This is a genomic window from Streptomyces sp. NPDC104106, assembly GCF_055584345.1.
Genome location: NZ_JBVJMF010000002.1, coordinates 299,729 through 326,579, shown reverse-complemented (window position 1 = coordinate 326,579; position 26,851 = coordinate 299,729). Strand labels below are relative to the sequence as shown.

Annotated in this window: 23 protein-coding genes and 1 pseudogene; 11 read left to right on the top strand and 13 right to left on the bottom strand. The window is 73.8% G+C overall.

Going from position 1 to position 26,851, the window contains the following annotated elements; genetic code table 11:
- The first annotated feature begins 4 nt into the window (after positions 1-4).
- Complete coding sequence (locus tag ACZ60X_RS05415; RefSeq protein ID WP_469593550.1) at positions 5-1,255, top strand: M14 family zinc carboxypeptidase; 1,251 nt, start codon at positions 5-7, stop codon at positions 1,253-1,255.
- A gap of 34 nt (positions 1,256-1,289) precedes the next feature.
- On the opposite strand, the gene ACZ60X_RS05410 is transcribed toward ACZ60X_RS05415, so the two are convergent.
- Together ACZ60X_RS05410 and ACZ60X_RS05405 are read right to left on the bottom strand one after the other, a co-directional pair.
- A complete protein-coding gene (locus ACZ60X_RS05410) occupies positions 1,290-1,703 on the bottom strand; it encodes an SSI family serine proteinase inhibitor (protein WP_469593548.1) in 414 nt (137 codons plus the stop codon).
- A gap of 492 nt (positions 1,704-2,195) precedes the next feature.
- Positions 2,196-2,747 (bottom strand): FHA domain-containing protein, encoded by a 552-nt coding sequence (locus ACZ60X_RS05405; RefSeq protein WP_469593545.1) that lies wholly within the window; start codon positions 2,745-2,747, stop codon positions 2,196-2,198.
- Positions 2,748-2,927: 180 nt separating this feature from the next.
- Between ACZ60X_RS05405 and treZ the strand changes: the two genes are divergently transcribed.
- A complete protein-coding gene (treZ, locus tag ACZ60X_RS05400) occupies positions 2,928-4,673 on the top strand; it encodes a malto-oligosyltrehalose trehalohydrolase (protein WP_469593543.1) in 1,746 nt (581 codons plus the stop codon).
- A gap of 422 nt (positions 4,674-5,095) precedes the next feature.
- Here treZ and ACZ60X_RS05395 read toward each other — a convergent pair whose 3' ends face one another.
- The 3 genes from ACZ60X_RS05395 to ACZ60X_RS05385 all read right to left on the bottom strand — a co-directional run bounded on the left by ACZ60X_RS05395 (position 5,096) and on the right by ACZ60X_RS05385 (position 8,025).
- Positions 5,096-6,031 (bottom strand): aminoglycoside phosphotransferase family protein, encoded by a 936-nt coding sequence (locus ACZ60X_RS05395; protein WP_469593541.1) that lies wholly within the window; start codon positions 6,029-6,031, stop codon positions 5,096-5,098.
- Positions 6,032-6,084: 53 nt separating this feature from the next.
- Positions 6,085-7,212: an aminopeptidase P family protein gene (locus ACZ60X_RS05390; RefSeq protein WP_469593538.1), complete on the bottom strand. Its 1,128-nt coding sequence runs from the start codon at positions 7,210-7,212 to the stop codon at positions 6,085-6,087.
- 240 nt (positions 7,213-7,452) lie between these two features.
- Entirely contained in the window at positions 7,453-8,025 is a 573-nt protein-coding gene (locus tag ACZ60X_RS05385; RefSeq protein ID WP_469593535.1) for a PDZ domain-containing protein, read from the bottom strand.
- Positions 8,026-8,137: 112 nt separating this feature from the next.
- On the opposite strand from ACZ60X_RS05385, the gene ACZ60X_RS05380 reads away from it, so the two are divergent.
- Together ACZ60X_RS05380 and ACZ60X_RS05375 are read left to right on the top strand one after the other, a co-directional pair.
- Complete coding sequence (locus ACZ60X_RS05380) at positions 8,138-8,389, top strand: hypothetical protein (RefSeq protein ID WP_469593533.1); 252 nt, start codon at positions 8,138-8,140, stop codon at positions 8,387-8,389.
- Positions 8,390-8,393: 4 nt separating this feature from the next.
- Positions 8,394-8,654 (top strand): annotated as a pseudogene (locus ACZ60X_RS05375) (CTP synthase); the annotation flags it as partial.
- 60 nt (positions 8,655-8,714) lie between these two features.
- Here ACZ60X_RS05375 and phsA read toward each other — a convergent pair.
- Complete coding sequence (gene phsA, locus ACZ60X_RS05370; RefSeq protein ID WP_469593530.1) at positions 8,715-10,598, bottom strand: O-aminophenol oxidase PhsA; 1,884 nt, start codon at positions 10,596-10,598, stop codon at positions 8,715-8,717.
- 116 nt (positions 10,599-10,714) lie between these two features.
- Entirely contained in the window at positions 10,715-12,877 is a 2,163-nt protein-coding gene (gene cyc2, locus ACZ60X_RS05365; protein WP_469593526.1) for a germacradienol/geosmin synthase Cyc2, read from the bottom strand.
- An 875-nt stretch (positions 12,878-13,752) separates the two neighbouring features.
- On the opposite strand from cyc2, the gene ACZ60X_RS05360 reads away from it, so the two are divergent.
- Positions 13,753-14,553: an alpha/beta fold hydrolase gene (locus ACZ60X_RS05360; RefSeq protein WP_469593522.1), complete on the top strand. Its 801-nt coding sequence runs from the start codon at positions 13,753-13,755 to the stop codon at positions 14,551-14,553.
- The gene (locus tag ACZ60X_RS05355; protein ID WP_469593520.1) at positions 14,550-15,812 is read left to right on the top strand and encodes a cytochrome P450; all 1,263 of its coding nucleotides are present in this window, start codon (positions 14,550-14,552) and stop codon (positions 15,810-15,812) included. The genes ACZ60X_RS05360 and ACZ60X_RS05355 overlap by 4 nt, the downstream gene beginning before the upstream one ends.
- Here the strand turns inward: ACZ60X_RS05355 and ACZ60X_RS05350 are convergent.
- From ACZ60X_RS05350 to ACZ60X_RS05340, 3 genes are all read right to left on the bottom strand, one after another.
- Positions 15,789-16,982, bottom strand: a complete 1,194-nt coding sequence (locus ACZ60X_RS05350) for a damage-control phosphatase ARMT1 family protein (RefSeq protein ID WP_469593518.1) — start codon at positions 16,980-16,982, stop codon at positions 15,789-15,791. The two genes, ACZ60X_RS05355 and ACZ60X_RS05350, sit on opposite strands and share 24 nt — an antisense overlap.
- Before the next feature lie 22 nt (positions 16,983-17,004).
- The gene (locus ACZ60X_RS05345; protein ID WP_469593516.1) at positions 17,005-17,652 is read right to left on the bottom strand and encodes a ScbR family autoregulator-binding transcription factor; all 648 of its coding nucleotides are present in this window, start codon (positions 17,650-17,652) and stop codon (positions 17,005-17,007) included.
- Between the two features lie 439 nt (positions 17,653-18,091).
- Positions 18,092-18,742: a Tat pathway signal sequence domain protein gene (locus ACZ60X_RS05340; protein ID WP_469593514.1), complete on the bottom strand. Its 651-nt coding sequence runs from the start codon at positions 18,740-18,742 to the stop codon at positions 18,092-18,094.
- Positions 18,743-19,489: 747 nt separating this feature from the next.
- Here ACZ60X_RS05340 and ACZ60X_RS05335 point away from each other — a divergent pair.
- Together ACZ60X_RS05335 and ACZ60X_RS05330 are read left to right on the top strand one after the other, a co-directional pair.
- Positions 19,490-20,197, top strand: coding sequence for a DUF6230 family protein (locus ACZ60X_RS05335; RefSeq protein ID WP_469594379.1), 708 nt, complete (start codon positions 19,490-19,492; stop codon positions 20,195-20,197).
- Between the two features lie 5 nt (positions 20,198-20,202).
- Positions 20,203-20,658, top strand: coding sequence for a DUF6114 domain-containing protein (locus ACZ60X_RS05330; protein WP_469593512.1), 456 nt, complete (start codon positions 20,203-20,205; stop codon positions 20,656-20,658).
- 524 nt (positions 20,659-21,182) lie between these two features.
- Here the strand turns inward: ACZ60X_RS05330 and ACZ60X_RS05325 are convergent.
- Both ACZ60X_RS05325 and ACZ60X_RS05320 read right to left on the bottom strand, forming a co-directional pair.
- Positions 21,183-21,296, bottom strand: coding sequence for a twin-arginine translocase TatA/TatE family subunit (locus tag ACZ60X_RS05325; protein WP_469593510.1), 114 nt, complete (start codon positions 21,294-21,296; stop codon positions 21,183-21,185).
- Positions 21,297-21,353: 57 nt separating this feature from the next.
- The gene (locus ACZ60X_RS05320) at positions 21,354-21,722 is read right to left on the bottom strand and encodes an ArsR/SmtB family transcription factor (protein WP_469593508.1); all 369 of its coding nucleotides are present in this window, start codon (positions 21,720-21,722) and stop codon (positions 21,354-21,356) included.
- Between the two features lie 170 nt (positions 21,723-21,892).
- On the opposite strand from ACZ60X_RS05320, the gene ACZ60X_RS05315 reads away from it, so the two are divergent.
- A complete protein-coding gene (locus ACZ60X_RS05315) occupies positions 21,893-22,348 on the top strand; it encodes a tellurite resistance TerB family protein (RefSeq protein ID WP_469593506.1) in 456 nt (151 codons plus the stop codon).
- A gap of 93 nt (positions 22,349-22,441) precedes the next feature.
- Here ACZ60X_RS05315 and ACZ60X_RS05310 read toward each other — a convergent pair whose 3' ends face one another.
- Complete coding sequence (locus ACZ60X_RS05310) at positions 22,442-23,407, bottom strand: ABC transporter substrate-binding protein (protein WP_469593504.1); 966 nt, start codon at positions 23,405-23,407, stop codon at positions 22,442-22,444.
- Between the two features lie 232 nt (positions 23,408-23,639).
- Here ACZ60X_RS05310 and ACZ60X_RS05305 point away from each other — a divergent pair, with 232 nt between their 5' ends.
- Complete coding sequence (locus tag ACZ60X_RS05305) at positions 23,640-26,369, top strand: sensor histidine kinase (RefSeq protein WP_469593501.1); 2,730 nt, start codon at positions 23,640-23,642, stop codon at positions 26,367-26,369.
- Positions 26,366-26,845 (top strand): roadblock/LC7 domain-containing protein, encoded by a 480-nt coding sequence (locus ACZ60X_RS05300; protein WP_469593499.1) that lies wholly within the window; start codon positions 26,366-26,368, stop codon positions 26,843-26,845. Before ACZ60X_RS05305 ends, ACZ60X_RS05300 begins: the two co-directional genes overlap by 4 nt.
- Positions 26,846-26,851: the final 6 nt, after the last annotated feature.

Sequence of the window (26,851 nt, the reverse complement as noted above, 5' to 3'; positions counted from 1 at the left end):
GGGGGTGAGTTTCCTGCCGGTGCTGCGCTATCCCAGCGTTCCCGAACTGGTCGCCTCCGCTCAGGCGTTGGCCGCTCAGGAACCCGGGCTGTGCTCGCTGAGGCAGGTGGGCGTCTCGCGCGCGGGAAGACCCCTGCACCTGCTGTCGGTGGGGCACGCCCGGCGTGCGGTGCTGGTGGTGGCCGGCGCGCACGCCAACGAGCCGACGGGGGGCTCCACCCTGCGGGTGCTGGCCGAACGTGTCCTCGCCGAGCGGGAACTGCGCTGGGGAACCTCCTGGCACTTCCTGCTGTGCGCCGATCCGGACGGCGCGAGTCTGCATGTGACGCCGGCGCCCCGCAGCCTGCTCGACTACCACCTGGGCTTCTACCGGCCGACGGGCGCGGAGCAGCCGGAGTGGTCGCCCTCGGTACTGCCGCCGGACCGGCTGCCGCCCGAGACCCGGGCGCTGACCGGCGTGATCGACGAACTGCGCCCGTACCTCCAGGTCACGCTGCACGGCACCGATCTGGGCGGCAGCTGGGTGCAGCTGACCAGGGACGTGCCGGGGCTCGCCGAGCCGTTCGCGAAGTCCGCCGCGCAGTTGCACATCCCGGTGGAGACGGGCGCCTCGGACGCGGCCGGCTGGCCGGCCGCCGGTCCGGGGGTACATGTCATGCCGGGCCCGGAGTCCGGCGCCGCGTACCCGAGCATGCCGGACGACGCGCGGCACAGCACCTGGTACCACGTGCACCGCTACGGCGGTCTGACAGCCGTCGTCGAGGTGCCGATGTGGGCGAGCGACCTGGTGGACGACCGGGCACCGCACCCGGCGCCCGCGGCGGCGATGCGGCGGCTGGCGCGCCGGCTGACGGGGGACGCGCAGGAGGTGGAGCGGATACTGGCCGAGGCGCTGCCCCGGCTGGACGGCGCGGACGGTCCGCTGCTGCGGGCCGCCCGCTGGGTGCTGGAGCTGATCCCGGGCCTGGCCGAGGACTGGATCCACACACCGCCGGCGGGCACGACGATGGCGTACGTCGGCAGTGTGGACGCCTTCGGGCGGCGACTGCCGCTGCGCGCGGCGGCGATGCTGCTGCGGGTGCTGCGGGAGACCGACGACCGGGCGGCGCCGCCGCTGGAGCGGCTCGTCGCCGCCTGGTGCGACGCGTTCGCGGAGCGGTTCCGGGCCCGCTGGGTGCCGATGGAGCACCAGGTGGAGCATCAGTCCAGGACGGTGCTGGTGGCGGCCCAGCAGGCGCGGCAGCGGGCCTCGTGAGCCGCGTGAGGAGCCGCGGCCGCGCCGCGCCGTATCAGCCGTCCAGGGCGAACACCGCTCCGGTCCGCGCGTCCATGACGCACGTGTTGGTGTACGTCTGCCGGAAGTCGACCGGCCGCCCGTGCCACCGCCCGCGCGCGTGGGCGGTCACCGGGGCGTAGAGGGCCGGGCAGTACACGTCCTTGGGCGGGATGCGGCCGATGTCGCCGTCGGCGGCGGCGAGTTCGGCACACGCCTCGGCCGCTCGCGCGCGACCCCGCGGCGGGTCGCACAGCAGCAGGGTGCCGCGCGTGTCGCCGGCTCCGGTGCCGCCCTTGGAGACGGTCAGACGGAGCCAGGTGCCGGCGAGCCGGTCGGGGGTGGCCGCCCGGGCGGGGCCGGCGGCCAGGAGCCCGGCGGCCGCCAGCAGGGCACCGGCCGCCGCTGTCGCTCTCGTGAGGTACGTCATGGTCCTCAGCATCGGCACGCGGGCGCGCTTCCCGCAGCCCGGCCCTTCCGGCTCACCCGAACGGGACGGCACGCGCGCGCGTGAAGAGCACCCGTTCGAACAGGGACGGCCGCCTGGTCCGCCCCGGGACGCGATCCGACCGCATGACAGCCGCGCGCGGTGCCGGCTGATCCGTCCCGGCGCACGACGTCGACCCACGGTCGGGGCGAGTGGTGTGGTGCCCCGCCCCGGCGGGGGTGGTACCGGCAGGCCGTGGCGGCGCGTCGCCCCACCGCACAGCCTCGCCCCGCGGTCGCGGCGAGCGGCGCCGGCGGACGGAGCCGGCGCATCGGCTGGTCGTCCCCAGCCCGCGGCCTCGGCGCACGCTCTCGCCCCCGGCTTCGGCTCATCATCCCGGCGCACGTCCCCCGGCCTCAGCTCGTCGCCCCGGCGCACGCCGTCGGCCTCCCGGGTTCAGCTCGTCGTCCCGGCTCGTGCGCTCCGCCCAGGGTCTCAGCGCACGGCGAGACGGAATCCCATGCGGCCGAAGGCGACCATGTCTCCCTCGCGGACGGCGACGGCGCCGGTCACCCGGCGGCCGTTGACGGTGGTGCCGTTGGTGGAGCCGAGGTCCCTGAGGACCCACAGGTCGCCCTCGCGGACCAGTTCGGCGTGCAGACGGGAGACGGTCTCGTGGTTCAGGCGCAGCCCGTTGGCGGGGTCGCGGCCTATGCGCAGGGGGTGGGCCTGCCCCGGGTGCGGCAGCAGCAGCTTGGGCAGCCGCTCGGCCTGCCAGGCGCGGCGCAGCCGCACGGTGAACCCGGAGACGGCCTCGACGCTGCCGAACAGCGCGCGGGAGAGGCGGTTCTCGCGCGGCAGGTCGGCGACGAGCGCGGCCAGTTCGTCGGCGTGGCGGGCGGAGAGCGCCAGCTCCATCCGGCGGACGAACGTGTCGTGCGACAGCCGGCCCTTGGCGACGCCGTCGCGCAGCACCTGCAGCGCCTTGTCGCGCTCCGCGTCGGACAGCCGCGCGGGGTACGTGGAGAACTCGAAAGACGACGTCACGGAGGTGATTGTCGGGCAGTGAACCCCGAGTGTCCAGAAAACGCGGAATCGGTGCCCCGCGCGCGCGGGTTCCGCGACACCCGCCGGGAAAGACCGAATTCGAGAGCGTATTGATCGTCCGGACGGCACGATGGGGACCGCGGGACATCATCACGGTGAGCAGACGAAGGGGAACCGTCCGTGCAGTTCGAGGTGTGGGCACCGCAGGCAGACCGAGTGACGCTCCAGTGCGAGGGCACTACGCGCGCGTTGGAACGCGATCACGAACGCGCGGGCTGGTGGACGGGGGAGGCGGAGGCGCCCGACGGCGCCCGGTACGGGTTCGCGGTGGACGACGGCCCCGTACTGCCCGACCCGCGCTCGCGCCGCCAGCCGGACGGCCCGGACGGGCTGAGCGCGGTCGTGGACCACGGACGGTACGCGTGGCGGGCCGGCTGGCCGGGGCGCGGACTGCCGGGCGCCGTGCTCTACGAGCTGCACGTGGGCACGTACACCCCCGAGGGCACGCTGGACGCGGCCGCCGCACGGCTGGAGCACCTGGCGGAACTGGGCGTGACCCACGTGGAGTTGATGCCCCTGTGCCCCTTTCCGGGGCGGCACGGGTGGGGGTACGAGGGGGTGTCGTTGTGGGCGGTGCACGAGCCGTACGGCGGCCCCGAGGCGCTGAAGCGCTTCGTCGACCGGGCCCACGAACTCGGTCTCGGTGTCGTCCTGGACGTGGTGCACAACCACCTGGGCCCGTCGGGCAACCATCTGCCCGCGTTCGGGCCGTACTTCACCGACACGCACCACACGCCGTGGGGTTCGGCGGTGAACCTGGACGCGCCCGGTTCGGACGAGGTGCGCGCGTTCCTGATCGGCAGCGCGCTGGCGTGGCTGCGTGACTACCGGATCGACGGGCTGCGCCTGGACGCGGTGCACGCGCTGCGCGACACGCGCGCGTACCCGTTCCTGGAGGAACTGTCGGCGGCCGTGGACGCGCTCGCCGAGGAGGTGGGCCGGCCGCTGTCGCTGATCGCCGAGTCCGATCTGAACGACCCGCGGTACATCACCCCGCGCGCGGAGCACGGCCTCGGTCTGCACGCGCAGTGGAACGACGACTTCCACCATGCCCTGCACACCGCGCTGACCGGTGAGGCGCAGGGCTACTACGCGGACTTCGCGCGGGCCCCCGTCGCGGCGCTGGCCAAGACCCTCACCGGCGGCTGGTTCCACGACGGCACCTACTCCAGCTTCCGGGGCCGCCGCCACGGCCGCCCGCTGGACCGCGCGCGCGTGGCCGGGCACCGCCTCCTCGGCTACAGCCAGACCCACGACCAGGTCGGCAACCGCGCCCAGGGCGACCGGCTGGCCGCACACCTCTCCCCCGGTCTGCTGGCCTGCGCGGCGGTGCTCACGCTGACCTCGCCGTTCACACCGATGCTGTTCATGGGCGAGGAGTGGGCGGCGGGCACGCCGTGGCAGTTCTTCACCGACCACACCGATCCCGAGCTGGCCGAGGCGGTACGGCGGGGCAGGCGGCGGGAGTTCGCGGCGCACGGCTGGGCCGAGGAGGACGTACCGGACCCGCAGGACCCCGCGACCCGGGACCGCTCCGTCCTCGACTGGTCGGAGCCCGCACGCGAGCCCCACGCGCGCGTGCTCGCCTGGTACCGGCGGCTGATCGCACTGCGCCGCGAGCAGCCCGACCTCACCGACCCCGACCTCGCGGACACGAGGGTGGCGTACGACGAGGACGCCCGTTGGCTCGCCTTCCGGCGCGGCGACGTGCGGGTGGCGGTGAACCTGGGCAAGGAACAGGCGTCGATCCCCCTGGGCAGCCGTCCCGCGCTGGTCCTCGCCGCCTGGGACCCGATCGAGCCCCCGGGCCCGAACGGCCTGCTGGACCTGCCCGGCGAATCCTGCGTGGTCCTGTCCCAGCCCTGAGCCGTCGGCCGCCCGCCGCCGTGCCGACGCCTTGCCGACGGCGGCGGAGGCCGACGGCGGCGGAGGCCGACGGCGGCGGAGGCCGACGGCGGCGGACATGTGCCGGCGGGCAGGCAGGTGCGGGCAGGCAGGTGCCGCCGGAAGACGCCCGGCCGAGCCCGGAAGACGACTGACGGAAACCGGAAGACGACCGGCGGAAACCGAAGGAGCTTGTGGCGGACGGCAGGCGGCGTCGGTCACCCGCCGGCGACTGACGACCCGGCGACCGCCCGTTCGCGGACGGCGGCGGACGGCTGCTCGTCCGCGGGTGGGGGGCCAGTGGCTGCGCGCCCACCGCTGGCGCCGGTGGCGGACGGGTGGGGCCGGCGGCAGGCTCGAAGGGGCTCGCGCGCGCCGGTCCGCGACGTCGGCGGCCCGCGGCGCTACTCCTCCGGGTCGCTCTCCTTGAGGTCCGTCACCCGTTCCAGCAGGATCGGCTCCCAGGCGCGGTGCAGTTGGGTGCGCAGGAGGGGCAGGGGACCGTCGTCGCGGCCTTCCAGGCGGTCGGTGAGGCGGACGACGGTGTCGCAGCGGGCCAGCCACAGGCCGCGCAGGCAGGGGCGGGGGCCGTAGCCGGCGAGGGTGGCCGCGCGGACCGCCGCGCCGGAGCCGACCGAGAGGACGAGCCCGGCGATGTCCTCGGCGGGGTCAGCCACGGCCGCGTCGGTCCAGTCCAGGACGCCGCGCACCCTGCCGTCGGCGCTGACCACCAGATGCTCGCCCTTCAGATCGTGGTGGACGAGCACGGCGCTGCCCGCCTGGGCGGCCAGCTGGGCCGCGCCGGGCGGGGTGAGCTGGTGCAGGCGTGCGGCGTCGAACTCGTCGGCGGCGGCGAGACGTTCGGCCGCGGCCACGGCCATGCGGCGCAGCGCCTCCAGGGAACGCGGGGCGAGGCGCGGCACCCCGAGTGTCTCGGCCTGCCGGGCCGGCACCGCGCGCAGCCCGGTGAGCAGCCCCGCCAGGTCGGCCTCGCCCACGGCCGAGACGTCGTGCTCCTCGGCGCTGCCGCCGGGGATCAGGGTGTCGAGCGTGTAGGTCAGTCCCGGCGCCCACTCGCCGTGCGCGACACTGGCCGGGACGGCGACGGGGACGTGCGGCCGTACCAGGTCGCGCAGGCGCAGTTCACGGCGCTGGCGCAGCGCGGCCTCGCGGTCGAGGGCGAGCCGCAGCACATGGCGGGTGCCGACCCACCACGTGGAGTGCTCGCCGCCCTCCGTGACGGGGCGGACGTCGGGTCCCGGGCCGGCCGCGCTCTCTTCGATCAGCGAGCGGACCAGCCGGCGGACGGTGTCCGCGGTGGGTGTCGGTGCCTGGGTCATGGATCGCGCCGTTGCCGTTCGGGAAGGGGTCGGGGGCGGGTCGCCCGGGCCGGTCAGCCCACGACGACCAGCTCGCGGGTGGTGTTGTTGAAACGACGGCCGCCGTCCTCGGTCACCGTGACGATGTCCTCGATGCGCACCCCGAAGCGCCCGGGCAGGTAGATGCCCGGTTCGACGGAGAAGCACATGCCGGGCACGAGGGGCTGCTCCTCGCCCTCGATCATGTACGGCGGCTCGTGCGTGGTGACGCCGATGCCGTGCCCGGTGCGGTGGATGAAGTACTCGCCGTACCCGGCGTCGCCGATCACCGCGCGGGCGGCGCGGTCGACCTCCTGGCAGGCCGCGCCCGGCCGTACGGCGGCGAAGCCGGCCTCCTGCGCCTCGCGGACGACGTCGTGGACGCGGCGCTCCTCCTCGGTGGGCTCGCCCACGTGGACCGTGCGGGTGGTGTCGGAGCCGTAGCCGTCCTTCAGGCCCCCGAAGTCCAGCACGACCATGTCGCCGTCCTGGATGACGCGGTCGCCGACCTCGTGGTGCGGGTTGGCGCCGTTGGGCCCCGAGCCGACGATGGTGAAGTCGACCTGGGAGTGGCCGAAGCGGCGCAGCAGGCCGGCGAGGTCCTGGCCGACGTCGGACTCGCGGCGGCCGGCGAAGGGAACCTTCCGGATCTCCTCGAACGTTGCGTCGGCAGCGGCTCCGGCCGCCGCGAGCAGTTCCAGTTCGGCCGCGTCCTTGACGGCGCGCAGCATGGGGAGGGCGTCGGTGAGCGAGGCGTACGAGGTGTCCGGCAGGGTCCGCTGGAGACCCAGCAGGTGCATCGCCCAGGTGTTGTCGCTGATGCCGAACCGGCCCCGGCCGTCCAGCAGGGCGGCGGTGACGGCGTAGGGGTCCTTGCCGTCGGTCCAGTCCCGCAGGGTGAGCGCGGACGCGCCGGCCGCGTGCTCGGCGTCGGGTGCCTCCAGGGTGGGCACGACGAGCACGGGGTCGCGGTCGGGGGTGAGGACCAGCACGGTGAGCCGTTCGGTGACGGCGGTGGGGGTGTAGCCGGTGAGCCAGACCATGTCCGGTCCGGGTGCCACGAGCAGCCCCGCGAGGCCGGCGTCGGCCGCGGAGCGCACGGCGCGCTCCATGCGGGCACGGTAGTCGGCGGCGGTGAAGGGCGGGGGCGTGCTACCGGTCATCCGGTCCTCCGAGCGCGGGTGAGGGTACGGGGCGAGGGCGTCTCGTGCAGCATCCTGCCCGGCCGGGCGGGGTGGCGCGAGCCGATCGCCCAAGGTCTCCACGGGTGCGGTCGCGGGAGACGGGGCTCGGCATGCGGCCATCATGGCGCGCGGGGCGGGGTGGCGACCAGGGGCCCCGGCGAGGGTGACCGAAGGCGCGTGCGCGGGGTCGGCGTGGCACGGAGGCATCGCGTGCGCCGCTCAGGTCACCACGCCCGGTACGACGGTCAACTGCTGGTAGCTCCCGCCGCGGTGACGCACGGTGAGCCGCACCTCCAGGCCCGGGCGGGCGCGGGCGACGGCCCGGGCCAGGTCGGCGGCGCTGTCCACGCGCGCGGATCCGAACTGGAGCAGGACGTCCCCGCGGACGAGTCCGGCGGCGTAGCCGGGTCCGGGCACGTGCACGCCCACGAGGAGCGCGCCGGCCTTCGGGGCGTCGACGGCCTCCACACCGAGGGTCGGGCGGGGCGGGGCGGGGCTCGGCGCGGCGGCGGGCGGAGCCTGGGCCGAGGGGGCGGACGGCGGGTTCGGGTGGCGCAGTTCGGCGAGACTGCTCAGGCCGATCACGGTGGCCCCCACCGCGCCGACGCCGATGCCGGACAGCACCAGGAACGTGCCCGCGCACAGGCCGACCAGCACGCTCCGCAGCCGCGGTCCGCGCCGGTGCGCGGGGTGTGGGCGGCGGACGGGGCCCGGGTCCGCGCGGTCGACGCCGGCGCTTTCCCGCCGCTCCTGTCCGGGCATGGGCTTGGGTCGCAACGCAGTCTGTTCCATGGTTCGCTCGCCTCCGGCTGGTGCTCTACCCCGGGCACCGGAGCGCGACGAGACACGAACGAGTGAGACTGGCCGGGGGCCGGCGCAGGGTAGTCATGCACCGTTCGTCTCCATGGCCGTCAGCCTTCGTGCCGTCGTCGCCGCCGCCGCTCCCGGGCCGGCGCCGTGGAGGAGTTTCCGTGCGGTGCACCACGCGGGGCGCGGTCAGCGCAACGGCGACCGTGCCCGGTACGGCGGTGGCGGCCGAGCGGGGCAGCAGAGCGAGGCCGTGGCCGGCGGCGGCGAGGGCGGTGAGAGTGCGCAGGCCGGTGCCCTCGTAGCGCAGGGCGGGGTGGAAAGCGCCGCCGCCGTACGCGGCCCGTAACCGGTCGCTGGCGGAGTCCGTGATCGGCGCGCGGCGCACGGTCGAGCGCTACTTCGGCGCCTACGGCCCCTCCGGCCACCTCGACACGCTGACCGCCCACGGACTGCGGTTGTCCGGGTACGACGAGGACGGCGGTCCCCGGGTCGCCGAACTGCCCTGGCACCCCTTCTTCCTCGCGCCGCTGTTCCAGCCGGAGCTGGCCGGCGACGGCTCGCGCCCGCACCCGATGGTCCGGGCGCTGGCGCGAGCCGCGGTCGAGCACGCGCGCACCGGCCGGCGGCGCACCAGGCATGACACCCGCCCCTCACCGGCGGGCTGCGGTGGCTCAGCCCATGTGTCCCTCATGGCCGCCGTGCCCGGCACCGTGGTCGAACTTCATGGCCTCGGCCGGCATGACGACGAAGGGCCGCATCATGCCCATGTCCTCGTGCTCCAGCAGATGGCAGTGGTACATGAACCTGCCGTACGCCCCCTCGAAGCGGCCCATGACCCGCAGCATCTGGTTCCCGGGCACCCGGAAGACGTCCTTGTTGCCCCGCTCGTTGGGGGCGAGCGGGATCGTCCGGCCGGCGTCGTGACGGATCGGCGTCCGGGTGCCGCCGACGGCCGGGACGAACCCCGAGACGTCGTAGGCGTCCCGGCCGAGCAGCTGGAAGTCGGCCAGATGGATGTGCATGGGGTGGACGATCGGCGCGAGGTTGAGGAAGCTCCACTGCTCGTAGCCGCCCTCGGCGATGGTGAAGCCGAGCGCGTCGTTGAACGTACGGGAGGTGCGCCGGTACGTCTTCGTGGTGCCGTCGGGCCCGGTGACCTGCACGATGCCGTCGGCCGGCAGCTGCAGCCCGCTCGGGTCCTCGACCTCGGTCAGCTCCCACATCTCCGGGTGCCCGCCCGCGCCCTTGGTGGCCGGCGGGGTGAGCAGGACCAGCCGGTGGCCGTGCGGGAGGTCGTGGGTCAGCCGGCGGAAGGAGCCGGAGAGCACCTCGGGCAGTTCGAAGGTGTCCTGCCGCGCGCACGACTCGCCGACCCGGAACTCCAGCACCGCCGGGTAGCGCACGTCGCCCTCCGGGTCGGGCACGCCCGCCGGCTGGTTGCGGCCCTTGTTGACCAGCCGCAGGGTCCGGCCCGCCAGCGCGCGGAAGTCGGCCAGCAGGTCGAAGCGCTCGGCCGGCGCGGCGGTCAGCGTGGGCAGGCCCCTCTCGAAGTCGATGGGCACCGGGCGCGGCAGCAGCCCGCCGTCGCTGCCGATCTGGTGCACGACGCCCGGTACCGGCTTGCCGTGCTCGTCGATCAGGACGAGGTCGAAGATGCGCGCGTTCGAGGTGTTGACCAGCCGGAAGCGGTACCAGGCCGGCTCCACCTCGGCGTACGGCCAGATGCGGCCGTTGACCGTGGTGTAGGGCCCGGTGAAGGGTACGGAGACCGGCTTTCCGGTCTCCGGGTTGCTCTGCTGGACGATCACCGTCTTGTGCAGCAGCCGGCCGTTGAGGCGGCCGTCCTCGTCGGTGTCGAGGTTGCGGTCGGCGATGAGCAGCGGGATCTCCCGCTCCCCGGACGGCAGCCGGAGGGCGTCCTCCTCCTCGTCGCGCAGGAGGTAGGTGCCGTACAGGCCCGCCATCACGTTGAACCGCGTGATGTTCATGGCATGGTCGTGGTACCACCACTGCACCGCCTGGTGGTCGTTGGGGTACTCCGACAGCTGGGCGTCGCCGTGGCCGACGGCGTTGTCCGCCCAGCCGTCGTTGCCGCCGCCGGTGCGGGCGCCGTGCAGATGGGTCACGAACCAGGCGGGCAGGGCGGCGACGTCCTTGTCCGGCTCGACACCCGCACGGCCCGGCTCGGTGCTGGGCGGCGGGGTGCCGGGCGCGCCGCCGGGCACCTCGACGGAGGTGACCGGGTACTCGGCGTCCTTCGGTATGCGGTTGGTCCAGGCGATGCGGACGCGCTGACCGCGCCGCACCTCGATGGTCGGGCCCGGTACATGTCCGCCGTAGCCCCACATCAGGGTCGGCGGCAGCTGCGGGTGCAGGCGCACCCAGGTCGGGCGGACGGCGATCTCGGTCTCGTGCAGGACGTCGTCCGCGGCGGGACGCAGGACCGGCGGCACGGTCAACGGCGCGGCGTACGGCGCCAGTTCACCCGGCGCCGCAGCCTGCTGCCGCCGGCTCCCCCCGGCGAGCCTCTCCAGCGTCTCGATGATCTCGGTCAAGTTCGAACACCCCCGTGTGTCCTTGACTCGTGTTGTTCCCCTTGCCTCTCAAGACCCCGCTGGGCGCGTGGAAGTTCCCTGAATGCCCGGTTCCGTACGCGAAGTCTCCGCGGCCGTCAGCTCATCGACGGGACGGGCACGGCGGGCGGGCGTCCGGGCAGGAAGCCGTGGGAGCGGCGGGCCAGCCACCGGGCCTGGTAACGGTCCACGTCGCGATGCCAGTTGAGGAGGCCCGCGAGCCAGTTCTGCAGGTCGCGGACATAGGCGTCCATGGCGGCGCGGGACTCGGCGGACAGCGCGAAGTCCTCCTGGAGCACGGGCAGTTCGTGCGCGATGATGTGCTCGAACTGCTGCATCCGCTGGGTGGTCAGGTCGTGTACGACCCGCAGCGCGGCCGGGTAGTCCACGCCGAAGAAGTTCTGCACGACCAGGACGGAGTTGTGGATCTCGCCCTCGTACTCGATCTCCTTCTGGTACGAGAAGATGTCGTTGACGAGGCAGGCGTAGTCGATCGCGGCGTTCTCCAGGGCCGTGACCGGACCGCTGCGGTGGACCTCGGGCGGGATCGCGGGGCCGTGTCCGCTGCGGGCGAGGCTCAGGGTGAGGTGGGAGCCGGAGGTGGCGCGCCGCATCTCCAGGTAGTCGACCGGGTCGGGCACGCGGTTCTGGAGCTGGTTGGACAGCTCCCACACCCAGCTCTCGGTCATGGCGTCCACCGCCGTCCTGAGGGTGCGCTTGTCGTCGGCGGTCATCCCGGCCGTGGTGCGCGCCCACAGGTCGGTCAGGCCGCGTTCCATGGCGTCGGCGGGGACGAGGGCCGTCCCGCCCTCGACGGGCATGCACCGCGACAGCCTGGCCGTGCTCAGCCGCGCCCCGGCGAGATCCCGGCGGGGGCCGTACACGAGGGGGTAGTAGTCGTCGGCGTACGTCCCCCAGGCGAGCCACTGCGCGCTGAGGTCGAGGGCCTCGGGGGTGGCGTCCGGGTCCAGCCCGGCCGAGCAGAGCGCGAGGTCGTAGGCGGCGAGCTTGTCCTCGTCCCAGACGCCCTCCGCCAGGATGCCCATGCGGTGCGACCAGGCGAGGAGTTCACCGCGGGCGCGGTCCAGATGGGGGCTCAGGCTCAGCTCGTACGGCATGTGGAACTCGGGCAGCACGGACGGGCCGACCTTCTGGTACGGCACGTGCGTGTAGGCGCGCAGGCGCTGCTGGGCGGCCGCGGCGAGCAGGGCGCCGACGTCGGCCGCGGCCGTGCCGGGACCGCTCGGGAGCTGCCAGGGCGAACTGCCGGGCGCGCCCTCGTTCATGTAGCGGCTGGAACGCAGGTGCCATTCGTGGCCGCCGGACTGCCAGTCCTGAAGTCCCTTGGTGTAGGCGGCGATCGCGGCGACCTGGTCCGGGGCGAGGCCCTTCTCCAGGGCGACGGCGGGGACTTCGGTGAGCGCGGTGTGCTCGAACTGGTGCAGGCGCGAGGTGAGGATGTCGTTGACCGTGTCGGCGGCCTCCTGGGTGGTGCAGCCGAAGAATTTCTCCAGGACGAGCACGCCGTTGCTGTTCTCGCCCTCGTCCTCGACCTCGCGCTGGTAGGAGAAGAGGTCGTTGCGCAGGTGGACGGCGTCGGAGAACGTCTCCATCAGCACGCGCAGCGGGCGGGTCCCGGCGACGGCGGCGGGTACCTCGGCCGTCGCGTACTCCACGAGCCCCGCCGACCACGGCGCGCCGCCCACCTTGCGGCGCATCTCGATGTACTCGACGGGGTTGGCGATCCGCCCCTCGTTGATGTTCGACAGCTCCCACATCGACTCGTTGAGCAGGTGCTCGGTGGCGAGGGCGAAACGGCGGCGCCAGTGCGCGGACATCGCCGGCACCGTGCGGCGCCACAGGTCCCTCAGCCCGGCCTCGACGGGATTCTCCGGCTCGGGCACGGCAGTGGCGAGGTCGAGCGGCATGAACAGCGGCAGGCGGTCGAGGTGGGCCTTGCCGGCGGCACGGTCCTGGGTCCGCTTGAACATGTCCAGGAAGTGGTCGTCGAAGAAGAAGACCCACACGTACCAGTCGGTGATCAGCGAGAGGGCGGGACCGTCGCAGTCGGGGTGGGTGTAGGAGCACAGGAGTCCGTAGTCGTGCGCCTCCAGGTCGGTCTGCTCCCAGACCCCGGAGCCTTCCAGCATGCCCATCTCGCGGGCCCACGCGGTGGAGTGGGCCCGTGCCTCGTCGAGGTGCGGGTTGAGCCGCGCGGGATACGGCATGTAGAAGTGCGGGAGTTCGAACGGCTGCGTCATGGCCCGGGCCCTACCCGTGGCCGCCGGCGCCCATCCACCGCGCCGTACATGATCACACCATCGCGTGAACCGCCCCCGAAACCCTGACCCCGGCGCGCCCGGTGTGTGCGCCGCCGGCGCGCGACAACCGGCCTCGTGGGCCGTCCGCCGCGCCGCCGGGCACGCTCCCCTCACGGCGCGGTCCTCACCCGGGTGTCGCGCAACGACGCGGCGTATGTCGCCGGCGCGCGCCCGGCGGCCAGGACCGGGCGACCACCGGCGGCCGACCGGGCGGCGGGCGGCAGGGCCGAACCCCTGCTCGCCGATCCCCGCGTCCGGCGTGACCAGCTCGCCTACTGCCGCGGGCCGTTCGACAAGGAGCGACTCGTGCGCGACACCGAGGCGCCGCGCCGCCTCACCGGGCCGGCGCTCGTGCCGTGGTCACCGCGCGACCGCGTGGTGCCGCCCACGCACGGTCACCGCCCGGCGCGGCTGCTGCCGGCGGGGCGGTACGCCGAAGTGCCGGACGCGTACGTGCTGTCGATGCCGGACGAGCCGAGGTCGCGGCCCGTGGCATCGGCCGGTTCCTCAGCTCGTCCGCCACCGGCCGGTGCCCCGGCAGGCAACGTTCGCCCGGCAAGGGGCGGTGTCCGGTGCGGACTGTCGGCGTACCGGCCGGACGTCCTCACACTGGGCGTACATGGGGCTCGGCCGGTGCGGCGAGTGGCGTGCACCTCCCGCGCGGCGGGGGAGGTGCCGGGCGTCGCGACGGGGCGAACGTCGTCCGCTGCGGTACGAGCGGCCGCGTGCCGGTGGGCCGGGCTGCACCGGCGGGCCCACCCGTACGCCCCGTCCGGGCCCTTGCCGTGATCCCGCGGGCGGGCCACGGTAGGCACATGACCTCCTTCGTGCTGCCCCATGAGGTGCACGGCGACGGCTCCCACAAGGTCTTCGCCGTGCACGGCTGGTTCGCCGACCGTTCCGCCTACGCGGCCGTGCTGCCGGATCTCGACCGGACCGCCTTCACCTACGCGCTGGTGGACCTGCGCGGTTACGGCGAGGCCCGGGACGCGGCGGGCCCGTACACGACGGCCGGGGCGGCCGGGGATCTGCTGGACCTGGCCGACCGGCTCGGCTGGGAGCGGTTCTCGGTGGTCGGGCACTCGATGGGCGGCGCGGTGGCCCAGCGGCTGGCGGTCCGTGCTCCGCGGCGGCTGCGCCGCATCGCCGGTCTTTCGCCGGTGCCGGCCTCGGGGCTGCCGCTCGCAGGAGAGCAGGCCGCGCTGTTCGCGGACGCGGCGCACAGGCCGGAGAACCGGCGCGCGATCATCGACGTCACCACCGGGGGCCGGCGCCCGGCCGCCTGGCTGGACCGGATGGTCGCCCGCTCGCTGGAGCGCAGCGACGCCAAGGCGTTCCGGGCCTGGCTGGACTCCTGGGCGGGCGAGGACTTCCACGCCGACGTCGAGGGCTGCGCGGTGCCCGCCCTCGCGGTGGCCGGCGCCCTCGACCCGGCGCTGTCCCCGGAAGTCATGCGGCAGACCTGGCTGGCGTGGTTCCCGCACGCCGAACTCGTCACGCTCCCCGGCGCCGGCCACTACCCGATGGACGAGACACCGCTCGAACTGATTGGGGTGGTCGAGGACTTCCTGCGCGAGGACGCCGAAGCTCCCGCCGCCGCGGGTGAGTCGGCGTGACCGTGCCCGAAGCGCCGCCGGCGCCGGACGTCTTCGACCCCCGGCGGTACGGCGTCGCCGTCCCCCACGAGGACTACCGCGTTCTGCGCGACCACTATCCGGTCGCCTGGCAGGAGGAGCCGGAGGTGCTGGGCTGGCCGGCCGGGCCCGGGTTCTGGGCCGTGACCCGGCACGTGGACGTCGTCCGGGTGCTGAAGGACGCCGTGACGTACTCCTCGCACCTCGGCGCCACGCAGATCCGGGACCCCCACCCGGACGACCTGCCGTTCATCCGCCGCATGATGCTCAACCAGGACCCGCCCCAGCACGGCCGGCTGCGGCGTCTGGTCAGTCGGGCGTTCACGCCGGGCCGGGTGGACCGGTTCGCGGGTGCCGCCCGTCAGCGGGCGCGCGACCTGCTCGCCGGGGCGCTGGCGACGGCACGGGAGGGGGACGGCACGGTCGACCTGGTGCGCGCCGTCACCGACGAGTACGCCCTGCTCAACCTGGCGGACCTGCTGGGCGTACCGGAGAGCGACCGCGGCCTGCTGCTGCACTGGACGCAGCGGGTCATCGGCTACCAGGACCCGGACGAGGCGGCGCCCCCGGTGCTGGACGCGACGGGCAGCCCGGTCGATCCACGGTCCCCGGCGATGCTGCGGGACATGTTCGGCTACGCGCGGCAGCTCGCGGCGTACAAGCGGCGCTACCCGGCGGACGACGTGATGACCACGCTCGCCCACGACGCGGAACTCGCCGCCGCCGAGCTGGAGATGTTCTTCTTCCTGCTCACGATCGCCGGCAACGACACGGTGCGCGGTGCGGCTCCGGGCGGTCTGCTCGCGCTCGCGGAACACCCGGACGCGTACGCGCGGTTGCGCGACGGCACGGCGGAACCGCGGTCGGCGATCGAGGAGTTGCTGCGCTGGCACCCGCCCGTGCTGACCTTCCGGCGCACCGCCGCCGAGGACACCGAACTGGCGGGGCGGCGGATCCGGGCCGGTGACAAGGTGGTCGTCTTCCACGCCTCGGCCAACCGGGACGAGCGGGTCTTCACCGACCCCGGCCGGCTCGATCTCGCCCGCTCCCCCAACCCGCACGTGTCCTTCGGCGACGGCCCCCACGTCTGCCTGGGCGCCCACTTCGCACGGCTGCAACTCCGGCTGCTCCACGAGGAGGTGCTGCGCGCCCTGCCCGGGATCCACCTCGCCGCACCGCCCGCTCGGCTCGTGTCGAACTTCATCAACGGGATCAAGTCACTGCGGCTGCGGGTGCCGTGAGACCTGGATGAGCGCGTGCGTGCCGCTGGTGCGCCAGTGCTGCCGCTCCGCGGCGACGAGCGCGGCCTCGGTGGCCGCGGACAGGCCGGTGACGACGTCGGACTTCAGGGTGCGCAGCGCGGCGACCGGACCCGGGAACCAACCGGTCACCTCCGCGAAGGGCGTGGTGGGCGGCCACAGCCGGTCGCCCACCAGACGGCGGTAGTTGAGGTCGCCCTTGAACACGGTCAGCGTGGCCGCGGCGAACTCGGCGCGCAGGTCGTCCGGCATCTGCGCGTACGGCAGCGGGGCGCACGAGAAGGGGTGGGCGCGTACGGTGAGGCGGCCCTCGGCCAGCGCCGACCAGAGCACGCGTCCGTACCCGCCGGCCGCGCCCCGGGCCGCTCGTAGCCGGTGCAGCGCGTCGACGACATCGGCGGTCGTGGCGTCGGAGACGTAGTACGGGTGCGGCTTGACGTGCAGCACCGCCCGGGCGGCGCGGCCCTCGGCGAGGAGGTGGGCGAGCAGCAGCAGGTCCGGGACGAGTTCGCGGCCCGCGTTGTCCGCGACCAGGACGAGCGTGGCCTCGTGCGTGGGCGGGAGCAGCGACCACAGGGTGTCGCTGTCGTCGGCGACGAGCGCGGGGGCCGGGTCGCGGGCATCGGCGCCTTCGGCGGAGAGCCGGAAGCCGAGGTCGGCGCGGTTGCCCCACAGCGAGCCGTGCAGCAGGGCGCGGGCCCGCTCCTCCTCCGGCAGGCCGGGCAGGCCGTCGAGGGCGGTGAGTTCCGCGTCGGTCTGCGGGGCGTCGAGTTCGGCGCGCTTGAAGGGACGGAAGGGGTCGATGCCCTGCCAGGCGCCGGGCCCGACGTAGCCCACGGCGTCGAGCAGCCTGCGGTAGAACCAGCTCTCGGACCACAGCCAGGGCACGTCGTACCAGGACCGGCCGGTGTGGGCGGGCAGACCCCAGCGGCGCCACAGGTCCCGGTCCGGGGCGTCGGCGGGCAGTGGCTCGATCGCCCCCTCGGTGCAGTTCTCCAGCAGCTCGTCCAGTGCCCGGTGCTGCTCCGGGCCGTACGGGAAGGCGTCCCGCACCCGCTGGATGATCGCGGGGTGCCGTTCGGCCAGCACGCTGTGCGGGAAGGAGCCGGGTGCGTTGCCGAGGATCACGGGTGCGAACGGGGTGTCGGGCATGTCCGCCACGGTAGCGCGCGGGTCAGGCGGATCTGATCTCCCGCTCCAGCTGCGTGGCGAGGGTGACGTAGCGCGGGCGGCGGTGCACGGGGACCAGGCCGCGGATCAAGAGGTGCCACATCTCGGCGACCCGGCGCGGCAGCCGGCCCACCGGTTCGAGCTTGCGGCCGGCGACCCTGGTGCCGACGTAGAAGGACACGAGGGAGTGCGCGACCACACCGACGTCGATCTCGCTGTGCACATCGGCCTCCCGGACGGCCCCGTGGAACTTGCGCGTCGCGAACTCCAGCCATTCGGTGAACAGATGCCTGACCGGCGGCCGTACGGCGATGTCGGCGGTGGCGAGGCGGAGCGCGGCGCGGGGCACCGGGTCCTCCACGGCGAGCCGGGCGATGCCGAACGTGGTCCGCATCAGCGCCTCCAGCGAGGAGTAGCCCCGGCTCTCGACGTCGGCGACGAGCCGGCGCGCCGCCTGGGCGTTGAGCACCAGGATGGCCTGGGCCAGGTCCTCCTTGGCGGCGAAGTGGAAGTACAGCGCGCCCTTGGTGACCTGTGCGTGCGTGACGATGTCGCTCAGGCTGGTGGACTCGTAGCCCTGCCGGTCGAACAGATCGGCGGCGGCCGTGATGATCGTCGACCGGGTCTGCTCGGCGCGTAACTGCCTCGCCATGGGGACCCCTCCTCGTGAACTTACGAACGGGACATGCGGTTTGTTTCTCACACCATGCACACGATAACTCACCGACCGACATCGGGAGTCGGGCGTGCGAGCCGGCGGCACGACACGTGTCACCTGCGGCTCCCGGAGCGAACAGCCCTTCAGCGGCCCGTGATCGGGTGAGATCAGACCGGTCTCCTCCTTCCTGACCCGCCACTGCCCGGCCGTCGCGGGACGACGCGCGCCGCGCCCATGATCGCCACGATACGAGGCCGACGGCCGGCTCCTCAACGGGGGCTCACTGGAGGCGCGAAACAGCCGAACCGGTCGGTGCCTTGCGCCCCCGATCCCCGGTGTGCCGGTCCCGCGGCACCGCCGTACGCCGGACACGCCAAGGCCCGAGCCGCCGCCGGCGGCTCGGGCCTCCTGGTGAAGTTACCTCGAACGGGGTCTAGTTGACGTACACCTGGGCGCCATTGTCCGTCACGGGCGCGTACTTGGCCGTGAAGTAGCCGCTGGAGAAGCACAGCGACGAACCGGAGGTCTTGGTGAACTGCTGGTTGGTGAAGCTGATGCTGCTGTCGGAGTTGCCGGTCTTGCCGGTCAGGGCGGCCGCCTGGTAGACGCAGGTGATGCTGCCCAGCAGGGTCTTCAGCTTGACCGTGGTCTGGATGACCGAGCCGCCCGCCGGGGAGACGGTGAGGGTGCCGTCGGAGCCGACCGATGCAGTGTAGGGCAGGTTGTCGACGGTGATGCTGCTGACGCCGGTGACGCCGAGGACGTTGCTGGTGCACGAGGAGGCGTCGAAGGTGTGGCCGGTGACGGACTCGGTGGCCGTGCCGGGGGCGGACGGGTTGGCGGTGACCGAGGCGGTGAACTGGGAGGACGTGCAGGAGACACCACTGGTGCCGGTGGCGCTGGAGTAGAGCGTGGCGGCCGTGCCGGAGGCGAGCGGCGCGGTGAGGGTGTCGCCGACGGCGACGGCGGTGCCGCCAGCGCCGCCGGTGGTGAGGACGGCGCCGTCGGCGGAGGCGGGGGTCGCGACCGTGAGGGCGAGAGCGGTCGCCGCGCCGGCGAGGGTGAGGACGGATCGCGTACGCATGCGGGTGCCTCTTTCCTGAGTGGGGATCGGTCGAGGTGCGCTGGGGGGTGGCTGCCTCGGTGGATGGTGCGTCATGGTGCACGCGGCGCGCGTGGACGCACACGGGCGCGCGGTGGTGCGGGTGGCGCGTCACGCGGTGGTGCGGGGCGCCGGTGGCGGCGGCGCGGGGGTGCGTGACGCGGTGATCACCGCACGGGTGGTGCGAGGTGCCGCCGGCGCGGGCCGCCGCGCCTTCTCCGTGCGCGGCGGGACCGGTGACGGCGGCGGACCGGGCACCGGCCGAAGGCCTCGGGGGAAGACCTCCGGCCGGGCCGGACGGGGCCGGCGGGCGGACGGGCCCGGGGGAAGAGACCCGTGCGCCGCGCCGGCGTGAGCGGTTGCCGTGAGCCGAGGTGAGCGATCGCCGGGAAGGGGTCGCGAACACGGCCGGTGCCGCTCGGCGGATCCGGCGCCACGGATCCGGGAAACAGGGGAAGTTGTAGACCTGAGCGACCGTCAACGTCAAGCGGAGCAAGGGCAGTTGCGGCTTGTGACCGAGGGTCGAACAAGTTCGACACCCTTTTTTCACATCTCCCTTGACCCTTCAAAGTAACCGGCAGTAACTTCCTCGGAGGCTACTGCCGCGTAACGAGAAAGCCCTTGCCCGCCGGGAGTGCGAGGAGGCGTGCGCGGCGGTCGCTGTCCGCGCCAGGACACCGCGCCACCTGATGCCCGACCCGCAATGGATCCATGCCCATGGGAGCAGACATGGCCTCGTCCCCGGACGTCCCGTCCGACGGCACCACCTCCGAGAACCCGGAAAACGGTTCACTGTCCGAAGCATCCGACGCACCACGTACCGACCAGGCCGCCGCCGGGGGCGACAGACGAGGGCGGGTCCGCGCACGCCGGGCCGCGGTGATGGCGGTGCCCGCCACCCTGGTCGCCGCCGGCCTCGCCGTCCTCACCTCGCAGGGCGCGCTCGGTGTGCAGTTCGCCATCTCCGGCATGCCGTTCACGGTCACCGCGACCGATCTGACCGGCACCGGGTTCGAGCAGTTCGGCGCGCTCGACAACATGGCGGCCGGCAGCCCGAACGCCGGGGACACCGGTGGCCAGGAACTCGTCGTCACCTCGGCGATCAAGAACGCCAGCCTCACCAAGCTGTGCCAGAGCGTCGACCTCGGCGGCACCAATCTGCTGATCACCGCGGGCGGCGGTGCGACGCCGGTCACCGCGAGCGACCTCACCACCGACTCGACCCAGCTGTCCGGCAACGCCGAGTTCAACAACATCGAGATCGGCAACGACGCCAGCACCCTGACCAAGGCGGGCGTGAAGGGCCCGAAGGGCGTCTTCAGCCAGCAGGCCGACACCGTGCACATCGCCAATCTGCGGCAGACCAACTACGCAACCACGGCAGGCGTGTTCAAGCTGCCCGGCCTCAAGCTCCGCTTCAGCGACTCGGGTTGCTGACGACCGTGCCGGACCGTCCATACCAGGGAGCGCGCCCGGCCTTCCGCGCCTGGCGGGCCCGCCGGCCGTTCTGGGGCGGGCTGCTGCTCACCCTGGGCGGCGGCGAGATCCTGCTGACCGAGAAGGCCTCGCTGAAGGTCGTGATGCACATCGGCATGCAGGGCCTGGCCGGCTATCTGCTGCCGACGTTGATGGCGCTGCTGGGCCTGCTGATCCTGTTCAACCCCTCCCAGCGGCTCTTCTACTCCATCACCGGGATCCTGGTCTCGCTGGGCACCTGGCTCACGTCCAACCTGGGGGGCTTCTTCATCGGCCTCCTCCTCGGCGCCACGGGCAGCTGCCTCGCCTTCGGCTGGCTGCCCGACCAGGAACCACGCGTCGGCCGCCGCGAGCGCCGCCGTCAGTCCCGCGCCGCGGCCGCGGCCCACGCCGGGGCTGAGGGGGCGCAGGGCACGTTCTGATGCCGGCCCCACGGCCGGCACCAGAACGCCCCGGAAGCACAGCCACCCCAGGAGGCCGTCCCGGAGCGACCGCACGGGGCAAACGCCCGCAGGCCCTGCGCCACACCGCGAACGGCCTGCCGCCCGGCGGCCGGACCCGGGGACGGCCACGAAGACGCGAACAGCCCAGAGGCCTGCCGCCGGGGCGGTCGGGAGCGTGAAGGCGGAGAGGTCGCGCCTCACAGGGGCCGGGAACACGACCGACGCGAGCCCCCGTTGCTCCGCCGGGAAACGGCCGGGAACCCCGACCACCGCAAGACCCCGCCCCGGAACGCGCCGGAGCACGTCCACCGCGACCCCCGGCCCGTCCCGGGGCGGCGCGGGGACGCGGCCCGCTGCCGGCGCCGAAGTGGAGGGGGCCGGCCCCCGAGCGGCCGGCCCCCTCCGGGGAGCGGGATGCGGCTTCGCTCAGCGGGCCGCCGTAGCGGTGGCGGAGCGCTCGCCGGCCACCGTACCCGCGCTCGCCGCCGCACGGGCCCCGGTGCTCACGGTGCGCCCAGCGCCCGCGCGGCGTCCGGGAGTCTGCGCGGACCGGACACGGCGAGGAGGACGGCCGCGACGAGCAGCGGACGCCAGGGTTCCAGCCCGTTGCGGAGCACGGCCGGTCCTCCCTCTCCCTCAACGTTTGCCACCTTGCGCAACTGTACAACCTGAGGTCAGAGGCCGCGGAGGCGACGGGCCGGGGCCGCGGCGGCCGTGTCCCGTTCGGCGAGGTGGCCGACGAGGAGCCGTACGACCTCCACGACGGCGGCCTGTCCGGCGGTGTCGACGAAGTACACCTGGCGGCGGCCCTCACGGCGGGAGCGGACGAGGCCGGCGAGCTTCAGCTTGGTGAGGTGCTGGCTGACGGCCGGCAGTGCGCCGCCGACGCGTTCGGCGAGGCCGGTGACATCGCTCTCGCCCTGGATCAGCGCCCACACGATGTGCAGCCGGGCCGGCGAGGCGAGCAGTCCGAAGGCGGCGGCCGCCTCGGCGAGCACCTCGCCGGAGGGGTCCTGGTACCCGGTGCCGGGCGCTGAAGCCACTGTCGCCTTCCTCTGCTTTCCGCTGCGTCGTCCTGGGTCTGCCGTGCTTGTACGGGGATTCAGTCTAGGCGGGCAGGAACTTCCCGGCCGCCCCATGAGTTTCTACCGTGTTGTAGAAGTTGCCGCCGGGGGCCCGTGGGAGCGCCCGGCTGTTGACCTGAGGAGTGCGCATGGCCCTGTGGGACCGCGTCAAGGAGTCGGCGTCGCAGATGCAGACCCAGCTGGTGGCGAAGAAGAACGACCTGAAGAGCGGGGCGTTCCGGGACGCGAGCATGGCGATGTGCGCGCTCGTGGCCGCCGCCGACGGGACCGTCGACCCGTCGGAGCGGCAGCGGGTGGCCCAGCTCATCGCGACGAACGAGGTGTTGCAGAACTTCCCGGCGGACGACCTGCGCCGCCGTTTCGAGGAGAACCTGGCCAGGCTGACGACCGACTTCGCCTTCGGCAAGGTGAGCGTCCTGCAGGAGATCGCCAAGGCGAGGAAGAAGCCGGCCGAGGCGCGGGCCGTCATCCAGATCGGCATCGTGATCGGCGGCGCTGACGGCGACTTCGACAAGAGCGAGCAGGCCGTGGTGCGCGAGGCGTGCTTCACGCTCGACCTGCCGCCGCACGAGTTCGACCTCTGATCCGGCGGCGGCCGGCGCGGTGCGGGTGTCCCCGGCGCCCGGGCGCACCCGCACCGCGCCGTCACGGCCGCGGGCGTACGGCTCGGCCTGACGTCAGACGAGGCCCGCGGACTTCAGCCAGGCCTGGGCCACGTCCAGCGGGTCCTTGTTCCCGGCCTGCACCTGGGTGTCCAGGTCCAGCAGGGTCGCGGTGTCGAGCTTGGCCGAGACCGCGTCGAGCGCGTCCACGCCCTTCTGGGGCAGGGCGCTCTTGTGGACGAGCGGCTGGACGTTCTCGAAGCCGAAGAGGTTCTTCGGGTCCTGGAGGACGACGAACTTCTCCTTGGAGATGGTCGGGTCCGTGGTGAAGATGTCCGCGGCCTGCACGGCGTTCTTCTTCAGCGCCGCCTGGGTGAGCGGGCCGCCCGCGTCCAGCGCCCGGAAGGACTTGAACTCCAGGCCGTAGACGGACTTCAGGCCCACGAGGCCCTGCTGGCGGGTCTGGAACTCCGGGGAGGCGCCGAGGACCAGGTCCTTGGCGATGGCCTTCAGGTCGGCGATGGAGGACTTCCCGGTCAGGTTGTACTGCTTCGCGGTGGCCGCGTTGAGCGTCACGGAGTCCTTGGACTGCGCCGCCGCGGGCCTCAGCAGGGTCAGCTTGGAGTCCAGCTTGGCCTCGATGGCCGACGTGGTGGCGTCGGCCGTCGTCGGCTTCGCCTTCGGGTCCAGGTAGGCCAGCAGTGCGCCGTTGTACTCGGGCAGCACCGAGATGGAGCCGTTCTTGATCAGTCCGTAGGTGGTCTCGCGGCTGCCGATGTTCGGCTTGTACGTGACCTTGATGCCCTTGGCCTTGAGCGCCTCGCCGTAGATGTCGGCGATCAGGGTGCTCTCCGGGAAGTTGTTGGAGCCGACGACCACGGTGCCGCCGCTCGCCTTGCTGTCGTCCGTCAGGGGGTTGCCGCCCGACGAGTCGCTCTTGGAGGAACAGCCCGTCAGCAGAGCCGCCGCCGCCATGAGGGCGACGGCCGCCGCTCCTCGGTTCCCCCGGATGGACCTGCTGATGCGCTGGGTGGAAGTCACCCACTGATCCAATCCAGCCCGTTCTCGGTCAGTCAAGGGCAACAGATCACCGATTGGCCTCGATCTGCGGTCGGTTGTGCACGGAGAGCGCTGTCTTCGTCATGGATTCGTGATGCGGCCTGCGCTGATTGATCGTTCAAGAAGACGGTGATCTCTGCGGCGGTTGAGATCCGGCCACGGCAGCGCACGGTGCCCGTTTCGGTGTCGGAGACCACCCGAGAAGGAGGCCCGTGTGTCCACGGACGAGGTGGACGCGCCCGCCCCGCACGCCCCGGCGCGCGGCGGGCTTCGGGGCACCACCGACCGCTGGCCCTTCCGCCGCAAGCTCAACCTGCTGGTCGGCGTCCCGCTCGGCGTCATCGCCGTCCTGCTGTCGTACGTCTTCACGGACCTGGTGCAGGAGTGGAGCCGCGCGTCCTCGGCGGCCCGGCTGGTGCGGGACAGCGCCCAGGTGGCGCGGCTCGTCGACCGCGTGGAGGCCGAGCACCAGCAGGCCATCCTGCTCTCGGCGCGCTACGAGTCCGGATACTCCCGGCCCTCGGCCAACGCCTACCGCGCCGCGCAGGAAGCGGTCGACGCCCAGGTGGCCGCGGTCCGCGCGGCCTTCGGTGACGGGCTGCCCGACGGCGAGGCGCAGGCGCTGCGCGAGATCGAGGGCCTGTCCAGCCTGCGCACCTCGGTCGAGCAGTCGTACCTGCCCGCCGACAACATCGACCCGGCCTACGCCCATGCCGCCCAGGGCCTGATCGACGGCCTCGGCCTCGACCGCGACGCGGACCTCGCCGACACCTTCACCGGCAACCTGCTGGACTCGCTGCTGCGCGCGGACGCCGCCCACGGGGCCTTCGAGACCAACGTGTTCGCGGCGACGACCGGCGACACCAACGCGCTGATCGAGTTCACCAACGCGGTCGGCGCCTACGACCTCTACACCCACCAGGGCGACCGCTTCGGCCGGTTCGCCACCGACGCCCAGGCCGAGCGGCTCGCCGGCGTCGAACACACCCCGGCGCAGCGCAGCATCGCCCAGTCCTTCGCCGAGTTGCAGGTGGACGTGGGCCGGCTCCAGGCGGGCGGCCAGGAACAGATCCGGCAGGCCGTGCAGAGCGCGCTGGCCGACTACCCGCACTATCCCGAACAGGCCGCCGCCCGGCTGACGATCACCACCGCGCTGATCGGCGAGATCGCGGGCCGCGCCGAGGACGCAGCCGGTGCCGCGCGGTGGCGGGCGGGGCTGCTGCTGAGCGGGGCGCTGGTCGCGTTCGCGCTGTGGATCGCCTTCGCGGTGCTGGTGCGCCGCTCGGTGATCGGGCCCGTGCAGGCGCTCACCGGTGCCGCGCGGGAGGTCGCCGAGGTGGCCGGGCGCGAGCTGGCGCGGGTCGCCGACGACGACGCCGAGGACGACGGGCCGCCCCGGCTGCGGGACGTGCCGGTCACCGCACGCGACGAGATCGGCGAGCTGGCCGAGGCGTTCAACCGGGTGCAGACCACCGCCGGCGCGCTGCTGGAGCGGCAGGTGCTCAGCCGGCGCAACACCGCCGAGATGTTCGGCAACGTGGGCCGCCGCGTCAGCAACCTGACGATCCGTCAACTCGCGCTGATCGACGCGGTGGAGCGCGGCGAGACCGACCCGGCGCTGCTGGAGCGGCTGTACTCCATCGACCACATCGCCGTACGCCTGCGCCGCAACGCCGACAGCCTGATGCTGCTCGCCGGCATCCGCGAGAGCGGGCTGGACGGCGAGCCGACGGCGCTGTCCAACGTCGTACGGGCCGCGCTCGGGCAGATCGAGGGCTATCAGCGGGTACGGCTGTACGCCGCGTCGGACGCCCTGGTCGAGCCGGACGTCATCGGCGACCTCACGCTGATGCTGGCCGAACTCCTGGAGAACGCGGTGTCGTTCTCGCCCGAGGGCAGCCCCGTGGAGGTGACCGTCCGCACCGGCGCCGAGGGCACACACGTGGTGGTCACCGACCACGGGCTCGGTATGAGCGCCGAGCGGCTGGCCGAGGAGAACGCCCGGCTGATCCGCCGTGAGCGCCTGGACCTGGTGCCGACGAAGGTGCTCGGCCTGTTCGTGGTGGGCGCGCTGGCCCGCCGCCGGCGGATCGCGGTCGAGCTGACCCGGACGCCGGGCGGTGGTGTGACGGCGGAGGTGACGCTGCCGGCCGCGCTGCTGCTGCCGGCGAGCCGGGCGGCCGGTGCGGTGACGGTCCGGCCGACGCCCGCCGGCGCGGTATCGGGGCCGAAGCGGTCGCGGAGCACCGGCCCGGACACCGCTCGACCTGGCACCGGGTCCCCGGCGGACTCCGCCTCCGCCCGGCCCCGGCCTCGGGGCGGGGCCGACCGCGCCGGGGCCGACGCGCCGCTGCCCCGCCGGGTCCCGCGCCGCGAGCCGGAGTCCGCCCCGGCAGCCGGCGGCCACACCCCGGCGCCGGGCTCCGCAGGGTCGGCCGCCACCGGCGCGCGTCCGCTGCGCCGCCGGGTCCGCGGGGCCACGCTGCACACCACCGCGGCCGCCACTCCCCCGCCGGGGCAGGCCGCGCGGCTCCGGGACGCGGAGGCCGAGCGCAGCGCGCTGGAGGAGTTCGAGGCCGCCGTCGCCCGCGCCCACCGCGACAGCGACACCGGCGACCACCGCCGCCCCGACCCCCAGCACCCCACCACCGCCGTGCCGGAACCCGCCACCGCGACGACGACCGAGACCGACGAGCGGGCCCCCGCCGGCGACGCCCCCACCGGCGGCCCGGCACACTCCCTCGACGCCCCGTCCCCCTCCCCGACGCACCCGCACGACACCGCGGCCGGCGTCCGCGCCCGGACCGGTGACACCGCAGGCGGCACCCCCGCCAGTACGCACCCCGACTCCCCTCCCCACCGCGCCCCCGCCGACGGTGCCGTGCCCGCTCGGGGCGCGGTGCCGGACGACCCGTTCCGCCTTTCCGAAGGAGCCGACAGTTGAGCACGTCGACAGGTGACACCCCGACGGGCGGCGGTGCCGCGCCGGTGGATCTCCAGGCGGCCGCCGCCGACTTCACCTGGCTGCTGAACCGCTTCGCGACCGAGACCGCGGGCGTCGTGGACGCGATCGCCGTGTCGTCCGACGGCCTGCTCATCGCGGTGTCGGAGCTGCGCGGGCACGCCGACTCCGAGCGGCTCGCGGCGATCGTGTCCGGTATCACCAGCCTGGCCGCCGGCGCGTCCGGGAACTACGGCCTGGGCGGTCTGAACAAGGTCATCATCGATCTGGAGGGCGGCCATGTGATCGTCTCCGCGATCGGCTCCGGCGCCGTGCTCGGTGTCGTCACCGACAAGGAGGCCAAGCTCGGCAACATCGCCTACGAGATGACGCTGTTCGCCAACCGCGCCGGTGCCGCGCTCAGCCCGCAGCTGGTGCTGGAGCTGAAGAACAGCGTCGGCGCCTCGTCGGCCCGCTGAGCGCCG